Source organism: Streptomyces sp. NPDC107546 (assembly GCF_055639175.1).
In genome coordinates, this window is the sequence record NZ_JBVKBA010000012.1 from 229,278 (window position 1) to 251,082 (window position 21,805).

The 21,805-nt window shown below is 69.5% G+C and carries 19 protein-coding genes and 1 rRNA gene; 13 read left to right on the forward strand and 7 right to left on the reverse strand.

Annotated elements, in window-relative coordinates; all coding sequences use genetic code 11:
• The 5 genes from ACZ7L1_RS20125 to eccCa form a co-directional block, all read right to left on the reverse strand.
• The gene (locus tag ACZ7L1_RS20125) at positions 1–303 is read right to left on the reverse strand and encodes a hypothetical protein (protein WP_471438854.1); all 303 of its coding nucleotides are present in this window, start codon (positions 301–303) and stop codon (positions 1–3) included.
• 61 nt (positions 304–364) lie between these two features.
• Complete coding sequence (locus ACZ7L1_RS20130; RefSeq protein WP_471438856.1) at positions 365–1,429, reverse strand: SUKH-4 family immunity protein; 1,065 nt, start codon at positions 1,427–1,429, stop codon at positions 365–367.
• A 73-nt stretch (positions 1,430–1,502) separates the two neighbouring features.
• Entirely contained in the window at positions 1,503–1,634 is a 132-nt protein-coding gene (locus ACZ7L1_RS20135) for a hypothetical protein (protein ID WP_471438858.1), read from the reverse strand.
• A gap of 718 nt (positions 1,635–2,352) precedes the next feature.
• The gene (locus tag ACZ7L1_RS20140; protein WP_471438860.1) at positions 2,353–2,733 is read right to left on the reverse strand and encodes a hypothetical protein; all 381 of its coding nucleotides are present in this window, start codon (positions 2,731–2,733) and stop codon (positions 2,353–2,355) included.
• 135 nt (positions 2,734–2,868) lie between these two features.
• Complete coding sequence (eccCa, locus tag ACZ7L1_RS20145) at positions 2,869–6,816, reverse strand: type VII secretion protein EccCa (protein ID WP_471438862.1); 3,948 nt, start codon at positions 6,814–6,816, stop codon at positions 2,869–2,871.
• A gap of 270 nt (positions 6,817–7,086) precedes the next feature.
• On the opposite strand from eccCa, the gene eccD reads away from it, so the two are divergent.
• From eccD to ACZ7L1_RS20190, 9 genes are all read left to right on the forward strand, one after another.
• Positions 7,087–8,544: a type VII secretion integral membrane protein EccD gene (gene eccD, locus ACZ7L1_RS20150; protein ID WP_471438864.1), complete on the forward strand. Its 1,458-nt coding sequence runs from the start codon at positions 7,087–7,089 to the stop codon at positions 8,542–8,544.
• 249 nt (positions 8,545–8,793) lie between these two features.
• Positions 8,794–9,126, forward strand: coding sequence for a WXG100 family type VII secretion target (locus ACZ7L1_RS20155; protein ID WP_471438866.1), 333 nt, complete (start codon positions 8,794–8,796; stop codon positions 9,124–9,126).
• A complete protein-coding gene (locus tag ACZ7L1_RS20160; RefSeq protein WP_471438868.1) occupies positions 9,123–10,256 on the forward strand; it encodes a WXG100-like domain-containing protein in 1,134 nt (377 codons plus the stop codon). The genes ACZ7L1_RS20155 and ACZ7L1_RS20160 overlap by 4 nt, the downstream gene beginning before the upstream one ends.
• On the forward strand, positions 10,253–10,501 hold the full coding sequence (locus ACZ7L1_RS20165; protein WP_471438870.1) for a hypothetical protein: 249 nt from the start codon (positions 10,253–10,255) through the stop codon (positions 10,499–10,501). The genes ACZ7L1_RS20160 and ACZ7L1_RS20165 overlap by 4 nt, the downstream gene beginning before the upstream one ends.
• A 272-nt stretch (positions 10,502–10,773) precedes the next feature.
• The gene (gene rpsO / locus ACZ7L1_RS20170; protein WP_003997419.1) at positions 10,774–11,061 is read left to right on the forward strand and encodes a 30S ribosomal protein S15; all 288 of its coding nucleotides are present in this window, start codon (positions 10,774–10,776) and stop codon (positions 11,059–11,061) included.
• 322 nt (positions 11,062–11,383) lie between these two features.
• Positions 11,384–13,606: a polyribonucleotide nucleotidyltransferase gene (locus tag ACZ7L1_RS20175; RefSeq protein WP_471438872.1), complete on the forward strand. Its 2,223-nt coding sequence runs from the start codon at positions 11,384–11,386 to the stop codon at positions 13,604–13,606.
• On the forward strand, positions 13,603–14,982 hold the full coding sequence (locus ACZ7L1_RS20180; protein WP_471438874.1) for a M16 family metallopeptidase: 1,380 nt from the start codon (positions 13,603–13,605) through the stop codon (positions 14,980–14,982). Before ACZ7L1_RS20175 ends, ACZ7L1_RS20180 begins: the two co-directional genes overlap by 4 nt.
• A gap of 51 nt (positions 14,983–15,033) precedes the next feature.
• Entirely contained in the window at positions 15,034–15,786 is a 753-nt protein-coding gene (gene dapB, locus ACZ7L1_RS20185) for a 4-hydroxy-tetrahydrodipicolinate reductase (protein WP_471438876.1), read from the forward strand.
• A gap of 15 nt (positions 15,787–15,801) precedes the next feature.
• Entirely contained in the window at positions 15,802–16,254 is a 453-nt protein-coding gene (locus ACZ7L1_RS20190) for a hypothetical protein (protein WP_471438878.1), read from the forward strand.
• A 112-nt stretch (positions 16,255–16,366) separates the two neighbouring features.
• On the opposite strand, the gene ACZ7L1_RS20195 is transcribed toward ACZ7L1_RS20190, so the two are convergent.
• On the reverse strand, positions 16,367–16,921 hold the full coding sequence (locus ACZ7L1_RS20195) for a PH domain-containing protein (RefSeq protein ID WP_471438880.1): 555 nt from the start codon (positions 16,919–16,921) through the stop codon (positions 16,367–16,369).
• 119 nt (positions 16,922–17,040) lie between these two features.
• A complete protein-coding gene (locus ACZ7L1_RS20200; protein ID WP_471438882.1) occupies positions 17,041–17,277 on the reverse strand; it encodes a hypothetical protein in 237 nt (78 codons plus the stop codon).
• Positions 17,278–17,530: 253 nt separating this feature from the next.
• Here ACZ7L1_RS20200 and thyX point away from each other — a divergent pair, with 253 nt between their 5' ends.
• The 4 genes from thyX to ACZ7L1_RS20220 all read left to right on the forward strand — a co-directional run.
• On the forward strand, positions 17,531–18,271 hold the full coding sequence (thyX, locus tag ACZ7L1_RS20205; protein ID WP_471438883.1) for an FAD-dependent thymidylate synthase: 741 nt from the start codon (positions 17,531–17,533) through the stop codon (positions 18,269–18,271).
• A gap of 226 nt (positions 18,272–18,497) precedes the next feature.
• Positions 18,498–19,397 (forward strand): 4-hydroxy-tetrahydrodipicolinate synthase, encoded by a 900-nt coding sequence (gene dapA / locus ACZ7L1_RS20210; RefSeq protein ID WP_471438885.1) that lies wholly within the window; start codon positions 18,498–18,500, stop codon positions 19,395–19,397.
• 127 nt (positions 19,398–19,524) lie between these two features.
• The gene (locus ACZ7L1_RS20215; RefSeq protein WP_471438887.1) at positions 19,525–21,210 is read left to right on the forward strand and encodes a ribonuclease J; all 1,686 of its coding nucleotides are present in this window, start codon (positions 19,525–19,527) and stop codon (positions 21,208–21,210) included.
• A 505-nt stretch (positions 21,211–21,715) separates the two neighbouring features.
• A 16S ribosomal RNA gene (locus tag ACZ7L1_RS20220) occupies positions 21,716–21,805 on the forward strand; the annotation flags it as partial.

Consider the following 21,805-nt stretch of genomic DNA (forward strand, 5'->3'; position numbering starts at 1 on the left):
TCACTGGCGCTGTCTGCGGTACAGATCGATGGCGGCGGGGTTCGGGAAGTTGGGGACGGTGACGGTCTCGCCGGTCTCCTTGGAGACGACGATCTTGCTGCCGCCGGGAGGAGCGGGCTGGGGCCGTCCGGCGGCGTCGGTGACCGGCGGGAACTCCGCGTACACCAGGTATCCGACGTCGAATTCCTCGACGCGCAGCTGGGCGGGCGTGCCGTCCGGCAGCCTGGGCTGTGCGTACCGGCTGCGGACGATGTCGAGGGCCTGTTCGGCGGTGGTCGGTGGTGCCGGGCTGTCCGATGTCACGGTTGCTCTCCTCGTTCTCTCAGTTGTCTCAGGTCTCTCAGTGAGGATCTCCGGAGGCCGCTCAGAACAACCCGTGCCACATCTGCTCGACGATCAGTGACCACCAGGTGTCGGCGTTGGCCAGTGCGGACGCGTCGACGGCCACCAGCTGCTCCTGCAGTGCCGCCACCTCCGCGCCCGCCGCGACCGGGTCAACGCCCCGCATCCGCTGCCGTACGGTGGCCAGCAGCGCCAGGGAACGGGCGAAGGCGGCCGCCGAGACGTTCACGTAGCGAGCCTCGGCCGTGACCGGGTCCACGGCCCACAGGGCGCCGAGGCCGTCCGGCTCCGTCGTCCCGGGCACGCACTGCACCGCGATGACCGCGACGCCGTCGAAGCCGATCCGGGCCAGGTGGGCCAGGGCGCCGATCTTCTCCTCGCCCGCAGGGCTGCGGCGCTCGCGCAGGTTCCTGGCGACGTCGGTGAACAGGCCGCCGGCCGGAGCGGCGTCGGGCCGGTCCGCGGTGAAGAAGAGGGGTAGGTCGGCGGGGAGCCCGGCCCAGGTCAGCGTCGACCTGGTGGCGTCGGGCAGGGGGCTGTCGGCGACGTCGTCGGCGTCGTAGCGCCGTACGCCCTCCTGGCCGAAGATCTCCACGAGATGGCGGCCGAGGGCCACGTCACGCATAGGCTCCGCGGGCGCGACCCGGGCGGGAACCGGGAGACGGTGCGGGCGGGGCGGCGGCTCCTGGCCGGCGACCCGGTGCAGCATCTCGACCTGCTCGACCAGCGCCGCGACGCCCTCCGCGCGCTCCTCGGGACGGGCTCCGTAGGTCTGCGAGCAGGAGAGTTGGGCGTTCGGGAAGGAATTGAGGAGTTCGGCCGTGTAGCCGCCCGGGAGCAGGCTGGGGCGCAGGTCGGTGTGGACGGCGACGACATTGTCGACGGGCACGTTCATCCGCCGCAGCTCGGCCCAGCACTGGTACTCGGCGGGCGGCAGGCCCGGGGCCGAGTTGCGGAAGAGGGTGGTCTCCTCGCCGCCCGCCGGGTCGACGTAGGTGAAGACGGCGGTGTTGCCCGGGCCGGTGACCGGACGGGCACCCTCGGACGCGTTGGCGCCCTGTACCGCCGCCTGCTCCTGGCTGGTCAAGGGGAGGCTCCTTCGAGATCGCTGGTCCCACGGGTGAGGACGGGGTGTGGTTACGGGTGGGAACGCGGTGTGGCTACGAGGCTAGCGCCGCGTCGGTCGGGTGGATGCGCAGGGCCTTCGCCCCGCGCTCGGTGGCCACGAGGAGGATTCCGTCCGGGGAGAGGTCGGCGGCGGTGAAGGGCGAGTCGGAGATCGACGCGGCCACGACCTCCTCCTTCCGGTGGGGGCCGGCACCGCCGGGACCGGCAGCTCCGGCGGCACCGTCGACGCATCCATCTCGTCGAGCGGCAGCCGCTTGCGGAAGACCGGCTCGCACAGCATCAGGAACCCGGTGAGCAGCCGCGAACGGCCGCTGCCGGAGCTGCCGGTGAGCGCCACCACGCGTGGAGCTCCGGGGGCGGCCGCGCGCCACGCGGCGAGCGCGCGCAGTACGGTGGTCCGGCCGCCTATGTGGGGGTGCGGTGCGCAGCCCTCGGTCGAACCGGTCATGGGTCCCCGTCCTCCGCCATCACGGACGCCTTCGCCTGCGACGTCGATCCTAGGCGCCGATGGCCGGGAGCGGTTGAGTCTGCGGCCCTGGTGCGGACAGCCCCCTGGCCCGTGCGTCGGCCGGCACCTCGCTCCTGGTTGAGGGGATTGTCGGCGGTGGGTGCCTCGCCACGGGGAGTAAGACGGAGAGCGTGGGGCGCGAGGTCTTCCTGCAGTCCGAAGCCATTTTCGGCGGCGCCGACGTGGCGCCCGCCGAGTTCGCCTCCTGGCTGCACTTCGCGGCGAAGGCGACCGGCCACGGGGAGTACGCCGACCGGATCGGACCGCCGCCCGGGCCCGGGCCGGCACAGCGGCGGCCCACGGGCCCGCTGACCGCGGCAACGTTCACCGGTCAAGGAGCGGGGTCGGGTGCGTGCTTCCTGACTACGAGTCCCTCATGCCTCCTGGCGGCGACGCAGGTGGTGCGGCCCCGTCGGCATCTCCACCTGACCGTCGTACTCGGCGGTCGTCTTCCGCCAGATGTCCACCTCGTTGGCCTCGTTCTGCTCGTGAGCCACGCCCATCTTGGTGAAGGCGATCCCCATCCCCGCGATCCGCTCCGCCAGGCTGCCCATCGACTGGTACATGCCGTCGCGCAGCCCCTCGTAGGCGACGCCGAACTTCTCGCCGATGTCGTCGTCACCCCACGGCGGGGTGTCACCCTGCTCCAGCTTGGTCAGCCCGTCCTGCAGGCTCTTCACGGCCTTGGCGAAGTTCTGGCCGACCGTGAACATGTTGAAGCCCTCGGTCTTGAGGACCTTCGGGTCGGAGTCCATGTAGTCCGACGACACAACTGCCCCCCGTGGCTGGCGTTTTCGTTGGCAACGCCACCTTAGCGGGTGATGCGCCCGCAAGAGAGGGGGGCGGTACCCGCATGGGTACCGCCCCCCTCCGGCTGCCGCGGCCGACCCTCAGAACCGAGCCGGCAGCCACCCCGTCTGGATCAGCTGCCCACCGCGCCGCCGGGTGTGGAAGTACCCGCGTCCGGGCGGAAGCTGCGACGGCGTGATGTTGCCGAGCAGCGCACCCTCCGTCCGGTCGCCGGACAGCACGATGCCCTGGGCGCCGAGCTCGCGCATCCGCTGCATCACCGGCTCGTACAGCGACCGGCTCGCACCGCCCGAGGCGCGCGCGATGATGACGCGCAGACCGATGTCACGGGCGAAGGGCAGGTACTCCAGGAGCGGGGACAGCGGGTTCATGCCCGTCGCCACCAGGTCGTAGTCGTCGATGATGACGAACGCGTCCGGGCTGCTGTACCAGCTGCGGTTGCGCAGCTGCTCGGGCGTGACGTCCGGGCCCGGCATACGACGGCTCATCGAGCCCGCCAGGCCCTCCAGCGTCTCCGACAGGGCAGGCGCCGACGCGCAATACCGCGACAGGTGGGAGTCGGGCACACCCTCCAGGTGGGCGCGCCGGTAGTCACCCATGACGATCTTCGCCTGGTCCGGCGTGTAGCGCTCGGTGATCTGCTTGATGAGCAGCCGCAGCACCGCAGACTTACCGGACTCGCTCTCACCGAACACGATGAAGTGCGGGTCCGTCTCGAAGTCGACGAAGACCGGCGCGAGCGACGACTCGTCGATGCCGATCGCGACACCGCGGTCCGGGTGCTCGAACCCCTTGGGCAGCCGGTCCGCCGACAGCATGGTCGGCAGCAGCCGCACCGCCGGCGCGTGGCTGCCCTGCCAGTTGTCGTTGACGCCCCGGACGAGGATCTGCGTCGCCTCCGACAGGTCCTCCGTCGCCGAGGAGCCGTCGACCCGCGGCAGCGCCGTCATGAAGTGCAGCTTGTCCAGGCTCAGACCGCGGCCCGGCATGGTGGCGGGGACGTTCTGCGCGACCTTGCGGTCGATCTCCGACTCGGTCGGGTCACCGAGCCGCAGCTCGATGCGGTTCTGCAGCATGTCCTTGAGCGCGGGCCGCACCTCGGTGTAGCGGCTCGCCGTCAGTATCACGTGCACACCGAAGCCGAGACCGCGCGTCGCGATGTCCGTGACGGTCGCCTCGAGCAGCTCGTAGTCCGTCTTGAAGGACGCCCAGCCGTCGATGACGAGGAAGACGTCTCCCCAGGGCTGGTCGGGCAGCAGACCCGCGGCCCTGCGCTGCCGGTACGTCTGGATCGAGTCGATGTTGTTCGCGCGGAAGTACTCCTCGCGCGCGTTCAGGATGCCCTCGACCTCGCTGACCGTGCGGCGCACCTTCTCGGCGTCGAGCCGGTTGGCGACCCCGCCGACATGTGCCAGCTCCTCCATCGCGATGAGACCGCCACCACCGAAGTCCAGGCAGTAGAACTGCACCTCGGTGGGCGTGTGGGTGAGGGCGAACGACGAGATGAGCGTGCGCAGCAGAGTCGACTTGCCGGACTGCGGGCCGCCGACGAACAGACCGTGGCCCGCACCGCCCGAGAAGTCCCGGTACAGCACGTCGCGGCGCTGCTCGAACGGCTTGTCCACCAGCCCGACCGGCACGTTGAGCCGGCCGAGCGCCGTGTACTCGGGCGCGGTCAGGCCGCGCTCCGGAGTGACGGCGAGCTGGGGGAGGAGCTGTTCCAGCGAAGGAGCCTCGTCGAGCGGGGGCAGCCACACCTGGTGGGCCGGCGGTCCCTGGTTGACCATCCTGCTCACGATGACGTCCAGGACGGTGTCGGCGAGCGCGTCGTCCACCCTCTCGTCTGCGTCCGGTTCCTCGACCACCGGCTGAGGGGGAAGCGCCACCTGCCCCGCCGTGAACAGCGCGGGCCGCAGCTGGGTGGAGCGGTTGACCCGGGACGGGCCCTCGCCGTGGTAGGGCCCCGACACGTACGCGGCCTTGAAGCGGACCATGGTGTCGGTGTCGTACCGCAGATAGCCGGAGCCGGGGATCGACGGCAGGTGGTAGGCGTCCGGGACACCGATCGCCGTACGGGACTCGGCGGCGGAGAAGGTGCGCAGACCGATCCGGTACGACAGATAGGTGTCCAGACCCCGCAGCTTGCCCTCCTCCAGGCGCTGCGAGGCGAGCAACAGGTGCACACCCAGCGAACGGCCGATACGGCCGATCTGGATGAACATGTCGATGAAGTCCGGCTTCGCGGTGAGGAGCTCGGAGAACTCGTCGAGCACGATCACCAGTGAGGCCATCGGCTCGAGAGCGGCACCCGCCGCCCTGGCTTTCTCGTAGTCGTGCAGATTGGCGAAGTTGCCCGCCGTGCGCAGCAGCTCCTGGCGGCGCTGCATCTCACCTGTGATGGCGTCGCGCATACGGTCGACGAGCGTGAGGTCGTCCGCGAGGTTGGTGATGACGGCCGCGGTGTGCGGCATGTCCGCCATACCCGCGAAGGTCGCACCGCCCTTGAAGTCCGCGAGGATGAAGTTCAGCGTCTCCGAGGAGTGTGTCACCGCCAGACCGAGCACCAGCGTGCGCAGCAGTTCCGACTTGCCGGAGCCGGTCGCGCCGACGCACAGGCCGTGCGGGCCCATGCCCTCCTGCGAGGCTTCCTTGAGGTCGAGCATGACCGGCTCGCCGTTCTCGCCGACACCGATCGGCACCCGCAGCCGCTCGTGCAGCGTGCGCGGACGCCAGGTGCGCGAGACGTCGACGGACCCCGCGTCGCCGATGCCCATCAGGTCGGTGAAGTCCAGGTTGGACAGGAGGGGTTCGCCCTCCTCCGCCGAGCCGACCCGGAAGGGGGCGAGCTGCCGGGCCAGCGACTCGGCCTGCGCGTCGTTCAGCACGTCGGGCTTGCCGGAGTACGCGGACTCGTGGCCGACGAACAGCCGCATCCTGCCCGGCTTCACATAGACCGTCAGACCCGCGCGCAAATCCTCCTCCAGCTCACCCGGAGCGATTTCGAGGAAGGTGACGCCCTGGAGCCCTTCGCTGCTGGCGAGTTCGGAGTCCGGCGGCACGGTGCCGCCGTCGAGGACCACGATCAGGTGGGGCTGGTCGTAGACGGGGTTCGCGTCCGGGTTCCAGCGGGGCCTGTCGTCCAGCTGGTCCGCCAGCGCCTCCTCCAGTTCCCCGAGGTCGTCGAAGAGCAGCCGGGCCGAGCCCGCACCGTCCTTGGCCTTCGGGTGCTGGCTGTGCGGCAGCCACTTGATCCAGTCCCAGTCCGCCGCCGCGGAGGGGTGCGCCACCACGGCGACCATCAGGTCCTCCGGCGAGTGCAGCGTCGCCAGCTGGGCCAGGGCCGCGCGGGCGTTGCCGTACACCGTGTCGGTGTCCCCGCACAGCGTCACGTGGTAGAAGGCGCGCAGCGAGACGGACACGGGCAGGTCGGACAGACTGCCGTGCGCGTCGAGGAAGGCCTTCATGGCCGCCGCGGTCAGCGGCTCCAGCTCCTCCTTGGGCGCGGTCTCCGGGGCCACGAGCGGGGTGTTCAGCTGCTGGGTGCCGAGACCGATCCGTACGGATGCGAAGTCCGCGTCGGTCGGGCGCCGCTCCCACAGGCGCTTGCCGTCGGCCGCCACCGCCCACAGCTGCTCCGGGTCGGGATGCTGGAAGAACTGACTGCGCCGCTGCAGGTCGGCGGTCTTGTGGACGTCTTTGCGGACCTGCTCGAGATAGCGGAAGTAGTCACGCCGGTCCTGGGCCATTCCGGCACCGCCGCCGCCCTGCCGGGACTTGGCGAACTGGGCGATCGCCATGGCCAGGGTCGAGGCCAGCATCAGCCCGCCGACCACCCTCATATAGGAGGGGAGGCCCGGCATGAAGAAGAAGCCGACGGAACCCAGCATGCCCATCATGGGCAGCAGGGTCATCAGCATGCTCTCTTCGCCCTCTCGGGGGATCTCGGGCGGCGTCTCGAGCCTGACCTCGCCGTCCGGGACGACCGGGGGCGCGGTCCGCGGCGGTCGTTTGATGATGACGACGCTCACCGATGCACTCATCCTTCGCGATTGATACGTCTTGGCACCGACGCCCCCGTGTACCGCGACATGTTCTTGTTCGCGCAGGCGTCGTTCGCGCAGGCGTCGATCCTACTGATGAGCCAAGTGCGCAAGGGAGCCAGGAGGATGGAGATGCCGAGGGGGTCCTGGGAGAAAAGGGGTGGGCGGGCCCTGCGCCCCCCGGCGCAACGGATATGGTGGCGCTCCGTGCCGTAGGAGCGGCGTGAGAGAGCCTTGTCCAACAGGGGGAACAACCAGGTGAGCACGGGGACTTCGACGGGTTTCTGCCGAATCACCATCGCAGCGCCGGACAGCCGTATCGATGTCGCGCTGCCGGAGGACCTGCCGATCCAGGACCTCTTTCCCGAGATCGTCAGGCTCTCGGGTCTGGTCCAACCGGACACCAGTCCCGTCGGCTACCACCTGGTACGCCGCGAGGGCCAAGTCCTCGACGCGAGCCGCTCGTTGCTCGAGCACCGGGTCAGGGACGGCGAGGTGCTGCTGCTGCGGACCTTCGCCGATTCGCTGCCGCCGGCCGTCCACGACGACGTGGTGGACGCGATCGCCGCCGCGGTCAAACAGGACATCCGCAGCTGGAACGACAACCTGATGCGGGTGGCCGGTCTCGTCGCCGGATCGCTGCTGCTGATCATGCTCGGCTTCGTGTTCTGGTTCGCGGACCCGATCCGGCACGACATGCACGGCCTTCAGGGAATCCTCGCCGGCGTGGTCGCACTGGCCCTGACCGTGCTCGCGGGTGTGCGGGCCCGGGTGTACGACGACCGCGGCAGCGCCGTCGCGCTCGGCGTCTCGGCGCTTCCGCACGCGCTCATCGCGGGCTCCGGCGTCATCCCCCAGGACGCGGGTCACGGCCCCGGCAGGATCCAGTTCCTCGTCGGCTGCGTGGCCGTACTGGTCTTCTCGGTCGTGCTGATCATGCTGCTGCCGCAGGGAGACGCCCCGTTCGTGGCCGCCGCGCTGGCCGCCGCGATCGGCACGCTCGCCGTGTTCTGCGGTGTGCTCACCGAGGCGGAGCCGCGCGAGATCGCCGCAGGCACCTCGGTCGTCGCACTCGCGGTGGTCGGCTTCCTGCCCGGATGGTCTGCCCGCTTCGCCAAGCTGCCGATCGGTTTCCGCAACCCGGAGGACCTGGCCAGGGCCCGTCGCGAGGGCCGGGACGGCGACCTCGAGGCGGTCGACGTCCAGCGCATCGTCGCCCAGACCAGCCGCGGCCACGAACTGCTGCTCGGACTGGTCGGCGGCTGCGCGGCCGTCATCATCGGCGCGGGTGGCGCGGTGCTCGGCTTCAGCGACAGCGGCTGGGCCCAGCTGCTCGCCCTCTGCACCGGTCTCGCCGCGATGATGCGGGCGCGCCTCTTCCGGTACACCGCCCAGGTGACGTGCCTGTTCGTGGCCGGTGTCGTCACCCTGGGTCTGCTGGTGCTCGGCCTCGCGATCTCGCCCCCGGCCGGGATCGTCCTCGAACTGCTCAAGGGCAACTCCGGCCCCGTCGACATCAGGACCCTGTGGCTCGGCGCCTCCGTCGCGGCCGGGGTGCTGCTGCTGATCGCGATCGCCCTGATCGTGCCGCAGAAGGGACTCTCCCCCTTCTGGGGCCGCATGCTGGACCTCGCGGACTCCCTGGTGCTGCTCTCCCTGGTCCCTGTCTGCCTGGCCGTCCTCGACGTCTACAGCAAGGTGCGCGGCGGGGTGTGACGACCACTCGGCGGCGCGAGGGCTCTCCGCCGTCGCGCCGGCTCTCGGCCCGGCCGAGGTGGCAGAGGCGGTATTCGCCGCCCCCGTGCAGCGGTGCATGCACGGGCGACAGCCGGTCGTGGCCGTCGCCCAGGTCGGCGCTGGGCAAAGGATCCGACAGCGTCGCCTCCTGAGCCGGTAAACGTCGCCTCTCGTGGATCACTCTCCTGGGTACCGTCGTGATCACGTAGGCGACGACGAGGGAGCGGGATGAGTCAGTTCGGTGTCGATCCCGACACGCTGACAGACCTTGCGGGCAAGTTCGACCGGGAAGCGAGAGGGCTGGCCGCGCCGATCGAGAACTTTGCGGCGAGCGCGTCCGAGGTCGGGGCGGCGTTCGGCCTGCTGGGCGCCTGCGACGGCGCGGCGGAGAAATATCAGAAGCTGCTGACCAGCACCCTCAAGGCGCTCGGGCACCTGCCCGGGGTGCTCGGCAGCGACGGCGACCGGCTGCGCATCAACGCCGCCAACTACAGGGACTCCGACCAGGCGGCCATCCGCCACCTCCACGCCGCGACCCGGCCGGCAGGCGGCCCGGCGTGAGCATCAACGGCTGGATCGACGGCAAGGTCCTGGAGATCCTCCAGGCGTGCGGGGTGGAGCTTCCTGGTGGTGACGGCGCCACACTCCGTTCGATCGCCCGTGCCTGGGACACCATGGGCACCGAGCTGACAGAGGTCGTGCACGCCCTCGACGTCGCTGTCGAGGGCGTCGACAAGCAGGGCTGGCACGGTGAGGCCCGCGACGCCTTCGAGAAGCACTGGGGGGAGCAGGAGCGCGTCATCAAGGACGTCGCGCACAACTTCCACCAGGTGGCCGACGGGCTGCGGGCGTACGCCGACGAGATCGACAGGATCAACGAGGAGATCATCGACATCTGCGTCGAGATCGCCGAGATGGAGGTGGCCGGCGCGGCGCTGTCCTTCTTCACCGGTTTCCTGTCCGACCTCGTCGCGAACACGGCCGTGGCCGCGCGGGTCGCCAGGATCGTCGACCTGGTGAAGCTCTTCACCTCGGCCGCCGAAAAGGTGGCCGCCCTCATGGAGCGATTCGGCGCGCTCACCGAGGAGGGCGCTGCCGCGCTGGCCCGGATCCTGTCCAAGGTGGCTCAGTTCAGTGCGAAGGTCCTCACCAAGGGCGCCGAGAGCTTCGTCACGAACTTCGTGGCGGACTCGGGCAGCATGATGGCCAACCAGGCCGTTCACGGTCAGCCCGTGACCGTGGGAGACGACCTCGCCGCCGGGGCCTGGGCCGCCGGTGGGACGGCTGTGTTCACCGGAGGCGGGGCGGCACTGGCGGACACCGCGGGGCTGACCGGGGTGGCGGGCGATGTACTGAGGGGTGACGGCCTGCTCGGCACCACGGTCAACGGCGCAGCGGGCAACGTCGCGGGTGGTCTCACGGCCGATGTCGCCAACGACCAGGACCCGTCGACGATGGGCCAGGACGCTCTCACCAACGCCGCGACCGGTGCCTTCGGCAACGCCCAGAACCACGGCGTCAACCATGCCCTGGAGCAGCATGGAAGCCTCGGTGGCGAAAACCTCAGCGACCGGGGCAGGCTCGCCGACAACGCGTTCAAGAACACCGTGGGCACCACCTTGAACACGGGCGTCTACGCTGCAGGCTCCGGCATCGAGTCGGACATCCAGGACCTGGCCAAGGACGAGTGAGAGCTGCCGACGAAGTGGGACTTGCGGCGACCTGGACCCCGAACCCGGACCACCCGGCTACCTGGAGCGGCTTCTTCCTGGCAGTTCTCGGGGTCGCCGGGTGTCTGGTCGTCATGGCCGGTGTCGCCGTGACCATTGCCCTGTGGCGCGTTGAAGGCCCCAGGAAGTGGGGCAACTACGTCATCGGACCGATGATCGTCGCCGTCGGCCTCGTCGCCACGGGCTTCGGCTTCCGGCTGTTGTGACCCCGCGGGTCCGGGGGGCCCGGCGGCCGGTCCTGGAGCGGCTGACCACGTGACCGACGCCGACGGTCCGACGCCCGCCCCACCTCTGCCGGACCCGGGCCGGGACACCGCTGCCCGGCTGGTACGCTGTGTGACGGCCGTATGTGTACGCGCCTCCGGTTTCCCCTGGAGGACGCGCCCAGCGGATCCCCGCCTCCCGAGTCGTGGAAGTTCCCCTGAGATGAAGACCAGGGGCACTCGGTGGCAGCTGAAGAAGACTACGAGGAGTACGCGTGTCGCTCGACGCCGCTACGAAGAAGCAGATCATCGCCGAATTCGGTACCAAGGAGGGTGACACCGGCTCCCCCGAGGTCCAGGTCGCTCTGCTGTCCCGTCGGATCTCCGACCTGACCGAGCACCTCAAGACCCACAAGCACGACCACCACTCCCGTCGTGGTCTGCTGATCCTGGTCGGTCAGCGCCGTCGCCTGCTGCAGTACCTGGCGAAGAAGGACATCCAGCGCTTCCGTGCGCTGGTCGACCGCCTGGGCATCCGCCGCGGTGCGGCGGGCGCCAAGTAAGACGCCTGAAGGGAGCGGTTCCCATACGAAGGGGGCCGCTCCCTTTGCTGTACGTGCGGACTGTCACCACCGCTTTGTAGTGTGGTAACACAACACAGGACGTACGACACCGTGTGAGGGGTACCTGGAAGCACCAGGCGGCACCGCACACACCGAACGAGGAGGAGCGCACCTCGCCGCCGCCGGTCCTCGGTAGTGGCCCCCGGGGAAGAGAACCCCGGGTGCTTCGATCGAAGACCGGCCCGCACCAGACGGAGCGCTTCTCCGCCACCGTCCCCCTGCCACACGGGCAGCCGGGGACGAAGACGAGGAGAAAACGCTAGTGGAGAACGAGACCCACTACGCCGAGGCCGTCATCGACAACGGCTCCTTCGGCACCCGCACCATCCGCTTCGAGACGGGCCGCCTGGCCAGGCAGGCCGCCGGCTCCGCCGTCGCCTACCTGGACGACGACACGATGGTCCTTTCGGCCACCACCGCGTCCAAGACCCCCAAGGACCAGCTCGACTTCTTCCCGCTGACGGTCGACGTCGAGGAGCGGATGTACGCGGCCGGGAAGATCCCCGGTTCCTTCTTCCGCCGTGAGGGCCGCCCCTCCGAGGACGCGATCCTCACCTGCCGACTCATCGACCGCCCGCTGCGCCCGTCCTTCAAGAAGGGCCTGCGCAACGAGATCCAGGTCGTCGCCACGATCATGGCGCTCAACCCCGACCACCTGTACGACGTCGTGGCGATCAACGCCGCGTCCGCGTCCACGCAGCTGGCCGGTCTGCCCTTCTCCGGCCCGATCGGCGGCGTCCGCGTCGCGCTGATCAACGGCCAGTGGGTCGCCTTCCCGACGCACAGCGAGCTCGAGGACGCCGTCTTCGACATGGTCGTCGCGGGTCGTGCCCTGGAGGACGGCGACGTCGCGATCATGATGGTCGAGGCCGAGGCCACCGAGAAGACGATCAAGCTGATCGAGGGCGGCGCCGAGGCGCCCACCGAGGAGGTCGTCGCCGCCGGTCTGGAGGCCGCGAAGCCCTTCATCAAGGTGCTGTGCAAGGCCCAGTCGGACCTCGCCGCGAAGGCCGCCAAGCCGACCGCCGAGTTCCCGATCTTCCTCGACTACGAGGACGACGTCCTGGAGGCGCTGACCGCCGCCGTCCGCCCCGAGCTCGCCCAGGCGCTCACCATCGCCGGCAAGCAGGAGCGCGAGTCGGAGCTGGACCGCGTCAAGCAGCTCGCCGCCGAGAAGCTCCTGCCGGAGTTCGAGGGCCGCGAGAAGGAGATCTCCGCCGCGTACCGCTCGCTCACCAAGCAGCTGGTCCGCGAGCGCGTGATCAAGGAGAAGAAGCGCATCGACGGCCGCGGTGTCACCGACATCCGCACCCTGGCCGCCGAGGTCGAGGCCATCCCGCGGGTGCACGGCTCCGCGCTGTTCGAGCGTGGCGAGACCCAGATCCTGGGCGTCACCACCCTCAACATGCTCCGCATGGAGCAGCAGCTGGACACCCTCTCCCCGGTGACCCGCAAGCGCTACATGCACAACTACAACTTCCCGCCGTACTCCACCGGTGAGACCGGTCGCGTCGGCTCCCCGAAGCGCCGCGAGATCGGCCACGGCGCTCTCGCCGAGCGTGCGCTCGTGCCGGTGCTGCCCACGCGCGAGGAGTTCCCGTACGCGATCCGCCAGGTGTCCGAGGCCCTCGGCTCCAACGGTTCGACGTCCATGGGTTCGGTCTGCGCCTCCACCATGTCGCTGCTGAACGCCGGTGTGCCGCTGAAGGCCCCGGTCGCCGGTATCGCCATGGGTCTGATCTCCCAGGAGATCGACGGCGAGACGCACTACGTGACGCTGACCGACATCCTCGGCGCCGAGGACGCCTTCGGCGACATGGACTTCAAGGTCGCCGGTACGAAGGAGTTCGTGACCGCCCTCCAGCTCGACACCAAGCTGGACGGCATCCCGGCCTCCGTGCTGGCCGCGGCCCTGAAGCAGGCCCGTGACGCCCGCCTGCACATCCTCGACGTGATGATGGAGGCCATCGACCGGCCCGACGAGATGTCCCCGCACGCCCCGCGGATCATCACCGTCAAGATCCCGGTCGACAAGATCGGTGAGGTCATCGGCCCCAAGGGCAAGATGATCAACCAGATCCAGGAGGACACCGGCGCCGAGATCACGATCGAGGACGACGGCACGATCTACATCGGTGCCGCCGACGGCCCGTCCGCCGAGGCCGCCCGTGCCACGATCAACGGCATCGCCAACCCGACCATGCCGGAGGTCGGCGAGCGCTACCTGGGCACGGTCGTGAAGACCACCACCTTCGGTGCGTTCGTCTCGCTGCTGCCGGGCAAGGACGGTCTGCTGCACATCTCGCAGATCCGCAAGCTCGCCGGCGGCAAGCGCGTGGAGAACGTCGAGGACGTCCTCGGCGTGGGCCAGAAGGTCCAGGTCGAGATCGCCGAGATCGACTCCCGCGGCAAGCTCTCCCTCATTCCGGTGATCGAGGGCGAGGGCGACGAGGCCGACGAGGCGAAGGACGACACCGACAAGTGACGTCCCGTGGCTTCAAGGCGACGGCCCGCACCTCTTCGGAGGCGCGGGCCGTCGCCCGTACCCAAACCCTGATCAAAGGCGCGGGCGGCATCGGCACCGTCCGCAAAACCACCCTTCCGGGCGGTCTGCGCGTCGTCACCGAGACGCTGCCCTCCGTCCGCTCCGCCACCTTCGGCATCTGGGCGCACGTCGGCTCACGCGACGAGACGCCCGCGCTGAACGGCGCCACGCACTACCTGGAGCACCTGCTCTTCAAGGGCACGTCCCGCAGGTCCGCCCTGGACATCTCCTCCGCCATCGACGCGGTCGGCGGCGAGATGAACGCGTTCACGGCGAAGGAGTACACGTGCTACTACGCGCGCGTGCTCGACACCGACCTGCCGCTCGCCATCGACGTCGTCTGCGACATGCTCACCGGCTCGCTCATCCGGGAGGAGGACGTCGACGTCGAGCGCGGCGCGATCCTCGAGGAGATCGCGATGACGGAGGACGACCCGGGCGACTGCGTGCACGACCTCTTCGCGTACACGATGTTCGGCGACAACGCGCTCGGCCGCCCGGTCCTCGGCACGGTCGACACCGTCAACGCGCTGACCGCCGACCGCATCCGCCGCTTCTACAGGAAGCACTACGACCCCACGCACCTGGTGGTCGCCTGCGCCGGCAACGTCGACCACCAGAAGGTCGTACGCCAGGTGCGGGCCGCCTTCGAGAAGGCGGGCGCCCTCACGCGGACGGACGGCACGCCCATCGGCCCGCGCGCCGGTAGCCGTGCCATCCGCACCGCCGGGCGCGTCGAACTGCTGGCCCGCAAGACCGAGCAGGCGCACGTCGTCCTCGGCATGCCGGGCCTGGCCCGCACCGACGACCGCCGCTGGGCCCTCGGCGTGCTGAACACCGCCCTCGGCGGAGGCATGTCGTCCCGCCTGTTCCAGGAGGTCCGGGAGAAGCGGGGCCTGGCCTACAGCGTGTACTCGTACACGTCCGGCTTCGCCGACTGCGGCCTGTTCGGCGTGTACGCGGGCTGCAGGCCGAGCCAGGTGCACGACGTGCTCAAGATCTGCCGCGACGAGCTGGACCACGTCGCGCAGAACGGCCTGTCGGACGACGAGATCGCCCGCGCCATCGGCCAGCTCCGCGGGTCCACCGTCCTCGGCCTGGAGGACACGGGCGCGCTGATGAACCGTATCGGCAAGAGCGAGCTGTGCTGGGGCGACCAGATGTCGGTCGACGACATGCTGACCCGGATCGCGGCGGTCACCCCGGACGACGTCCGCTCGGTGGCGCGCGACATCCTGGGACAGCGGCCCTCGCTGTCGGTCATCGGCCCGCTCAAGGACAAGCAGGCGTCCCGACTGCACGACGCGGTCGCGTAACCGCCCGCGGTCACTGCGGTCGTCAACCACTCCGGTAAGGAAGCAAGAGAGATGAGCAAGCTGCGCGTGGCGGTCCTCGGCGCCAAGGGCCGGATCGGCGCGGAGGCGGTACGGGCCGTCGACGCCGCCGACGACATGGAGCTGGTGGCCGCCCTCGGCCGGGGCGACCAGCTGGAGACCCTCGTCGAGACGGGGGCCCAGGTGGCGGTGGAGCTGACCACTCCGGCCTCCGTCATGGGCAACCTGGAGTTCTGCGTACGGCACGGCATCCACGCCGTGGTCGGCACGACCGGCTGGACCGACGAGCGCCTCGCGCAGCTGAAGGGCTGGCTGGCCGAGTCCCCGCAGACCGGCGTCCTCATCGCCCCGAACTTCTCCATCGGGGCCGTGCTGACCATGAAGTTCGCCGAGGCCGCCGCCCCCTACTTCGAGTCCGTCGAGGTCGTCGAGCTGCACCACCCGAACAAGGTGGACGCCCCCAGCGGAACCGCCACGCGCACCGCCCAGCTCATCGCCGCCGCCCGCGAGAGGGCGGGCAGCGCCCCGCAGCCCGACGCCACGGTGACGGCGCTGGACGGCGCCCGCGGCGCGAACGTCGACGGCGTCCCGGTGCACGCCGTACGTCTGCGCGGCCTGCTCGCCCACCAGGAGGTGCTGCTCGGCGGGGAGGGCGAGACCCTGACCATCCGGCACGACTCGCTGCACCACAGCAGCTTCATGCCGGGCATCCTGCTCGGCGCCCGCCGCGTCGTGACCACTCCGGGCCTCACCTTCGGCCTGGAGCACTTCCTCGACCTGAAGTAGCGAGAAGCAGCAGCGATGCGCGCGAAGATCACCTATGCAGTCACGGCCGCCGTCCTGGTCTTCTACTTCGTCCTGGTCGGCAGCCGCGGCGTGCTCCTGATCGAGAACGGCACTCCCGTCACCGTCCCGTTCGGTATCGCGGTGCTGATCCTGCCGGTCATCGGGGTGTGGTTCCTGTGGCAGAACACCCGGTTCGTCCGCAAGGCGAACCGGCTCGCCGTCGAGCTCGAGGCGGAGGGCGGCCTGCCCGTCGACGAGCTGCGACGCACCCCGAGCGGCCGCATCGACCGCGACTCGGCCGACGAGGTCTTCGCCAAACGCAAGGCGGAGGCCGAGGCGGCCCCGGACGACTGGCGCACGTGGTTCCGCCTGGCGATCGCCTACCACGACGCCCGCGACACGCCCCGCGCCCGCAAGGCGATGCAACGGGCCATCGCCCTCCACGATGGCCGCACGGTCGCGCCCTGAGCACCGTCGGCTGTCCCTCTTGCCCCAGGGGCCCACACAGGCCCGCAGACGACCGAAAGGGCCGCCCCGCAGTCCGCGGGGCGGCCCTTATCCGTTCAGAGCCCGGGGACGGTCAGCCGCGCCCGAACTCCGCCGCCCACGCCTCCACCGTGTCCGCCGCCCGGTCGAAGGCCTCGGGGCGGGCCAGGAAGTCGGCGTTGTGGCTGGTCAGCAGGGTCTCTGCGGCGGGCCCGCCGCCCTGCCGTACGAGCACCAGCGCCTGACCCTGCACCGTGCGCGGCAGCCCAAGCCAGCGCACCGGCTGCTGCACCGTGCGTAGCGAGACGATCTGCTCCCACCGCACCGTACGCGTGTGGAGGAAACCCACTCGGCGCAGCCCGCGCGCGTTCACCCAGACGCCCATCCGCAACAGCCGCAGGGCCCCGGCGATGACGGCAAGCGCCACGCCGAACACCGTGCCCGCGCCCGAGGGAGTGCCGGTGAAGGCGATGACGACCGCCGCGAAGAGGACGTACGACGCCAACAGCAGCAGGAGCGCGGCCGTGCCCACCCGCCACGGGCCGGGCCGGTAGGGGCGGCGCCGGCGGTCCCGGTCGTCGTACGGCAGCGGCAGGTCCTCCGCCGCCTGGTCGGAAGCACGGTCGGCCGTCAGGAAGGGCAGGGGCACGGCTGATCCTCACTCGGTGCACGGGGCTGTGACCGGTGAGGCTATCGAGCCGTGTCCCCGCTCACCACCCTCGCGGGCCGACGGGGTGGCCCGTCCGCCTCTGCGGGTGACGGGGAGCGTCAGCGGCCGTTCGAGGCCACGGACTGCTGCGTCGCCGCCGGCGCCTGGTGCGACATGGCGGGCATGCCGATGACCAGGGAGCCCACCAGCCCGGCGACGATGGTCAGCCCCAGCAGCCAGCGCCCGGCCATCTCAGCGGCGGAGGCACGCCGGTGGGGCGGGGGAGTGACATTGCTGCGGAAGGAGCCGGCTTCGGCGAGGAAGGCGAACGGTACGGGTTCGCGCCGACGGGACATGGGGAGTTCTTCTCCTCTTGAGGCTCGTAGGGTCCGATGGATCAGCTGTCTGAAGACCGGGTGACGCGAACGAATCGCCGTCACCGACACAGACGAGCGGGTGCCCGAAAAGGTGCCCTGAATCACCGATTTCGCAGAACTTCGACGGGCTTCGCCGGCGAATGTCGCGGACCGGCACCGAACGCCCCGTTGTCAGCGCCGGGCCGTAAAGTGGGCGCCGCCCGAGCTTGTGATGGGAAGGACCTTCCACACCGTGACCGACACCCCCGCCGACGACCTCAAGCCCAGCTTCCGCAGCGACGTCACCGTCGAGCTGGTCAAGCACAGCGCGTCCGACTCCGACGTGCTGTGGGCCGCCCGCGTCTCCACCGCCGGCGAGCAGTCCCTGGACGAGCTGAAGAAGGACCCGGAGCGCTCCCGGGGCCTGATCAACTACCTGATGCGGGACCGACACGGCAGCCCCTTCGAGCACAACTCGATGACCTTCTTCATCAGCGCCCCGATCTTCGTCTTCCGCGAGTTCATGCGGCACCGGGTGGGCTGGTCCTACAACGAGGAGTCGGGTCGCTACCGGGAACTCCAGCCGGTCTTCTACGTCCCGGACGAGGCCCGCAAGCTCGTTCAGGAGGGTCGCCCGGGCAAGTACCGGTTCGTCGAGGGGACGCCGGCCCAGCAGGAGCTGGTCGGCCGCGTCATGGAGGACTCCTACCGGCAGTCGTACGAGGCGTACCAGGAGATGCTCGCCGCCGGCGTCGCCCGCGAGGTCGCCCGCTCGGTCCTCCCGGTGGGCCTCTTCTCCTCGATGTACGCCACCTGCAACGCGCGCTCGCTGATGCACTTCCTCGGCCTGCGCACCCAGCACGAGCTGGCGAAGGTGCCCTCCTTCCCGCAGCGGGAGATCGAGATGGTCGGCGAGAAGATGGAGGCGGAGTGGGCCAAACTCATGCCGCTCACGTACGCCGCGTTCAACGCGAACGGCCGCGTCGCGCCGTGAGGCACACCCGCGTGCCGGTCGGGGACAGAAGGGCCGGGTACAGATGTACGGGTCAGCCGAGCGAAGTGTCCGTATTGCGGCATTTCGCGAAGTTCATCTAGCCTGATCAAACGGACCCGGTACTGCTTGAACCCCCGAGCAGGCAGTACCGGGCTCCACCTTTGTCAGGACTTTTACCGACCCCCTAGGGCAGACCACGACCGACGCAGCGAGTAGCGTGTTATCCATGGCTCCGACCTCCACTCCGCAGATCCCCTTCGGGCGGATCCTCACCGCCATGGTCACGCCCTTCACGGCGGACGGCGCACTTGACCTAGACGGCGCTCAGCGGCTCGCCACCCACCTGGTGGACGCAGGCAACGACGGCCTGATCATCAACGGCACCACCGGCGAGTCGCCCACCACCAGCGACGCGGAGAAAACGGACCTCGTACGAGCCGTTCTGGAGGCGGTCGGCGACCGTGCCCACATCGTGGCCGGCGTCGGCACGAACGACACCCACCACAGCATCGAACTGGCGCGCGCGGCACAGAAGGCCGGCGCGCACGGTCTGCTGACCGTCACGCCGTACTACAACAAGCCCCCTCAGGACGGCCTCTACCGGCACTTCAAGGCCATCGCCGACGCCACCGACCTGCCGGTCATGCTCTACGACATCCCCGGCCGCAGCGGCGTCCCGATCAACACCGAGACCATCGTCCGGCTCGCCGAGCACCCGCGCATCGTCGCCAACAAGGACGCCAAGGGAGACCTCGGCCGCGCCAGCTGGGCCATCGCCCGGTCCGGCCTCGCCTGGTACTCCGGCGACGACATGCTCAACCTGCCCCTGCTCTCCGTGGGCGCGGTCGGTTTCGTCTCCGTCGTCGGCCATGTCGTCACGCCCGAGCTGCGCACCATGGCCGAGGCCTACGCCGGCGGTGACGTACAGAAGGCCCTGGAGATCCACCAGAAGCTGCTCCCGGTCTTCACCGGCATGTTCCGCACCCAGGGCGTGATGACCACCAAGGCCGCCCTCGCCCTCCAGGGACTGCCCGCCGGGCCGCTGCGCCCGCCCATGGTCGAGCTGTCCCCCGAGGAGACCGCCCAGCTCAAGATCGATCTTGCCGCCGGCGGGGTACAGCTCTGACAAGGACTTCACAACTGAATAGGCAGGACACACGTGCCTGCACCCCACATCGACAACTGCTTTTGCACGAACGTCATGCGCGCCACGTGCCCTACCGGTACGTGGCGTGTGTGGTGAGGAGAGTCTTTTGAGTCATCCGCATCCTGAACTCGGCCCGCCGCCGAAGCTCCCCGAGGGCGGCCTCCGGGTCACCCCCCTCGGTGGCCTCGGGGAGATCGGCCGGAACATGACCGTCTTCGAGTACGGAGGCCGTCTGCTGATCGTCGACTGCGGAGTGCTCTTCCCCGAAGAGGAGCAGCCCGGAATCGATCTGATCCTGCCGGACTTCTCGTCCATCCGCGACCGCCTCGACGACGTGGAAGGCATCGTCCTCACCCACGGCCACGAGGACCACATCGGCGGTGTCCCGTACCTGCTGCGGGAGAAGCCCGACATCCCGCTGATCGGCTCCAAGCTGACCCTCGCCCTGATCGAGGCGAAGCTCCAGGAGCACCGCATCCGCCCGTACACGCTGGAAGTCGCGGAGGGGCAGCGCGAGCGCGTCGGCCCCTTCGACTGCGAGTTCATCGCGGTCAACCACTCCATCCCGGACGCCCTCGCGGTCGCCATCCGCACCCCCGCCGGCATGGTGGTCCACACGGGCGACTTCAAGATGGACCAGCTGCCGCTGGACAACCGGCTGACGGATCTCCACGCGTTCGCCCGGCTGAGCGAGGAAGGCATCGACCTCCTCCTCGCCGACTCCACGAACGCCGAGGTCCCCGGCTTCACGCCGCACGAGCGCGACATCTCCAACGTGCTGCGCCAGGTCTTCGCGGGCGCCCGCAAGCGGATCATCGTGGCGAGCTTCGCCAGCCACGTCCACCGCATCCAGCAGATCCTGGACGCGGCCCACGAGTACGGCCGCCGGGTCGCCTTCGTCGGCCGCTCCATGGTCCGCAACATGGGCATCGCCAGGGACCTGGGTTACCTCAGGGTCCCCCCGGGCCTGGTCGTGGACGTCAAGACGCTGGACGACCTGCCGGACCACGAGGTCGTCCTGGTCTGCACGGGCTCCCAGGGCGAGCCGATGGCCGCCCTGTCACGCATGGCGAACCGCGATCACCAGATCCGCATCGTCCAGGGCGACACGGTGATCCTCGCGTCCTCGCTGATCCCCGGCAACGAGAACGCGGTCTACCGCGTGATCAACGGCCTGACCCGCTGGGGCGCGAACGTCGTCCACAAGGGCAACGCCAAGGTGCACGTCTCCGGCCACGCGTCCGCGGGCGAGCTGCTGTACTTCTACAACATCTGCCGTCCGAAGAACCTGATGCCGGTCCACGGCGAGTGGCGCCATCTGCGGGCCAACGCCGAACTGGGCGCACTCACGGGTGTCCCGCACGACCGCATCGTCATCGCCGAGGACGGCGTCGCCGTCGACCTCGTCGAGGGCAAGGCCAAGATCTCCGGCAAGGTCCAGGCCGGTTACGTCTACGTCGACGGCCTGTCGGTCGGAGACATCGGCGAGCCGGCGCTGAAGGACCGCAAGATCCTCGGAGACGAGGGCATCATCTCGGTCTTCGTGGTCATGGACTCGTCCACGGGCAAGATCACCGGTGGCCCCCATGTCCAGGCCCGCGGTTCGGGCATCGAGGACTCGGCCTTCGGTGACGTCCTCCCGAAGATCACGGAAGCGCTCGAACGGTCGGCACAGGACGGGGTCGTCGAGCCCCACCAGCTGCAGCAGCTGGTGCGGCGCACCCTCGGGAAGTGGGTCTCCGACACGTATCGGCGCAGGCCGATGATCCTCCCGGTGGTCGTCGAGGTCTGACGCTCACTCAAGTCCGTGTGAGGGCGAACCTGGAGCGGGGCGCCTCGATTTGCATCGAGGCGCCCCGCTCCAGTACGTTTACGGCTCCGCCAGCGGGGGACCCGACGCAACCGAGCGCCCGGGAACCATCCCCGGCAGGGCGGAAATCCCGAGTCAGAACTTCTGATAAAGTCGGGACCGCCGGAAAGGGAAACGCGAGAGCGGGAACCTGGAAAGGCGCCGAGGAAATCGGATCGGAAAGATCTGATAGAGTCGGAAACACCGAAGGGAAGCGCCCGGAGGAAAGCCGAGAGAGTGAGTCTCTCCGGTGAGTACAAAGGAAGCGTCCGTTCCTTGAGAACTCAACAGCGTGCCAAAAGTCAACGCCAGATATGTTGATACCCCGTCTCCAGCGTCTGCTGGGGCGAGGTTCCTTTGAAATAACACAGCGAGGACGCTGTGAACCTTCCGATTATTCCTCGGGAGGTTCCGCTCTCGTGGTGTTCGCCCCGATTACGGGGAAGCATTCACGGAGAGTTTGATCCTGGCTCAGGACGAACGCTGGCGGCGTGCTTAACACATGCAAGTCGAACGATGAAGCCCTTCGGGGTGGATT

What these genes read in the sequence shown, in the direction of transcription:
- ACZ7L1_RS20155 (WP_471438866.1), top strand. Translation starts at nt 8,794, where the DNA reads ATGAGTCAGTTCGGTGTCGATCCCGACACGCTGACAGACCTTGCGGGC.
- ACZ7L1_RS20140 (WP_471438860.1), bottom strand. Translation starts at nt 2,733, where the DNA reads ATGGACTCCGACCCGAAGGTCCTCAAGACCGAGGGCTTCAACATGTTC.
- ACZ7L1_RS20190 (WP_471438878.1), top strand. Translation starts at nt 15,802, where the DNA reads ATGCGCGCGAAGATCACCTATGCAGTCACGGCCGCCGTCCTGGTCTTC.
- dapB (WP_471438876.1), top strand. Translation starts at nt 15,034, where the DNA reads ATGAGCAAGCTGCGCGTGGCGGTCCTCGGCGCCAAGGGCCGGATCGGC.
- ACZ7L1_RS20200 (WP_471438882.1), bottom strand. Translation starts at nt 17,277, where the DNA reads ATGTCCCGTCGGCGCGAACCCGTACCGTTCGCCTTCCTCGCCGAAGCC.
- dapA (WP_471438885.1), top strand. Translation starts at nt 18,498, where the DNA reads ATGGCTCCGACCTCCACTCCGCAGATCCCCTTCGGGCGGATCCTCACC.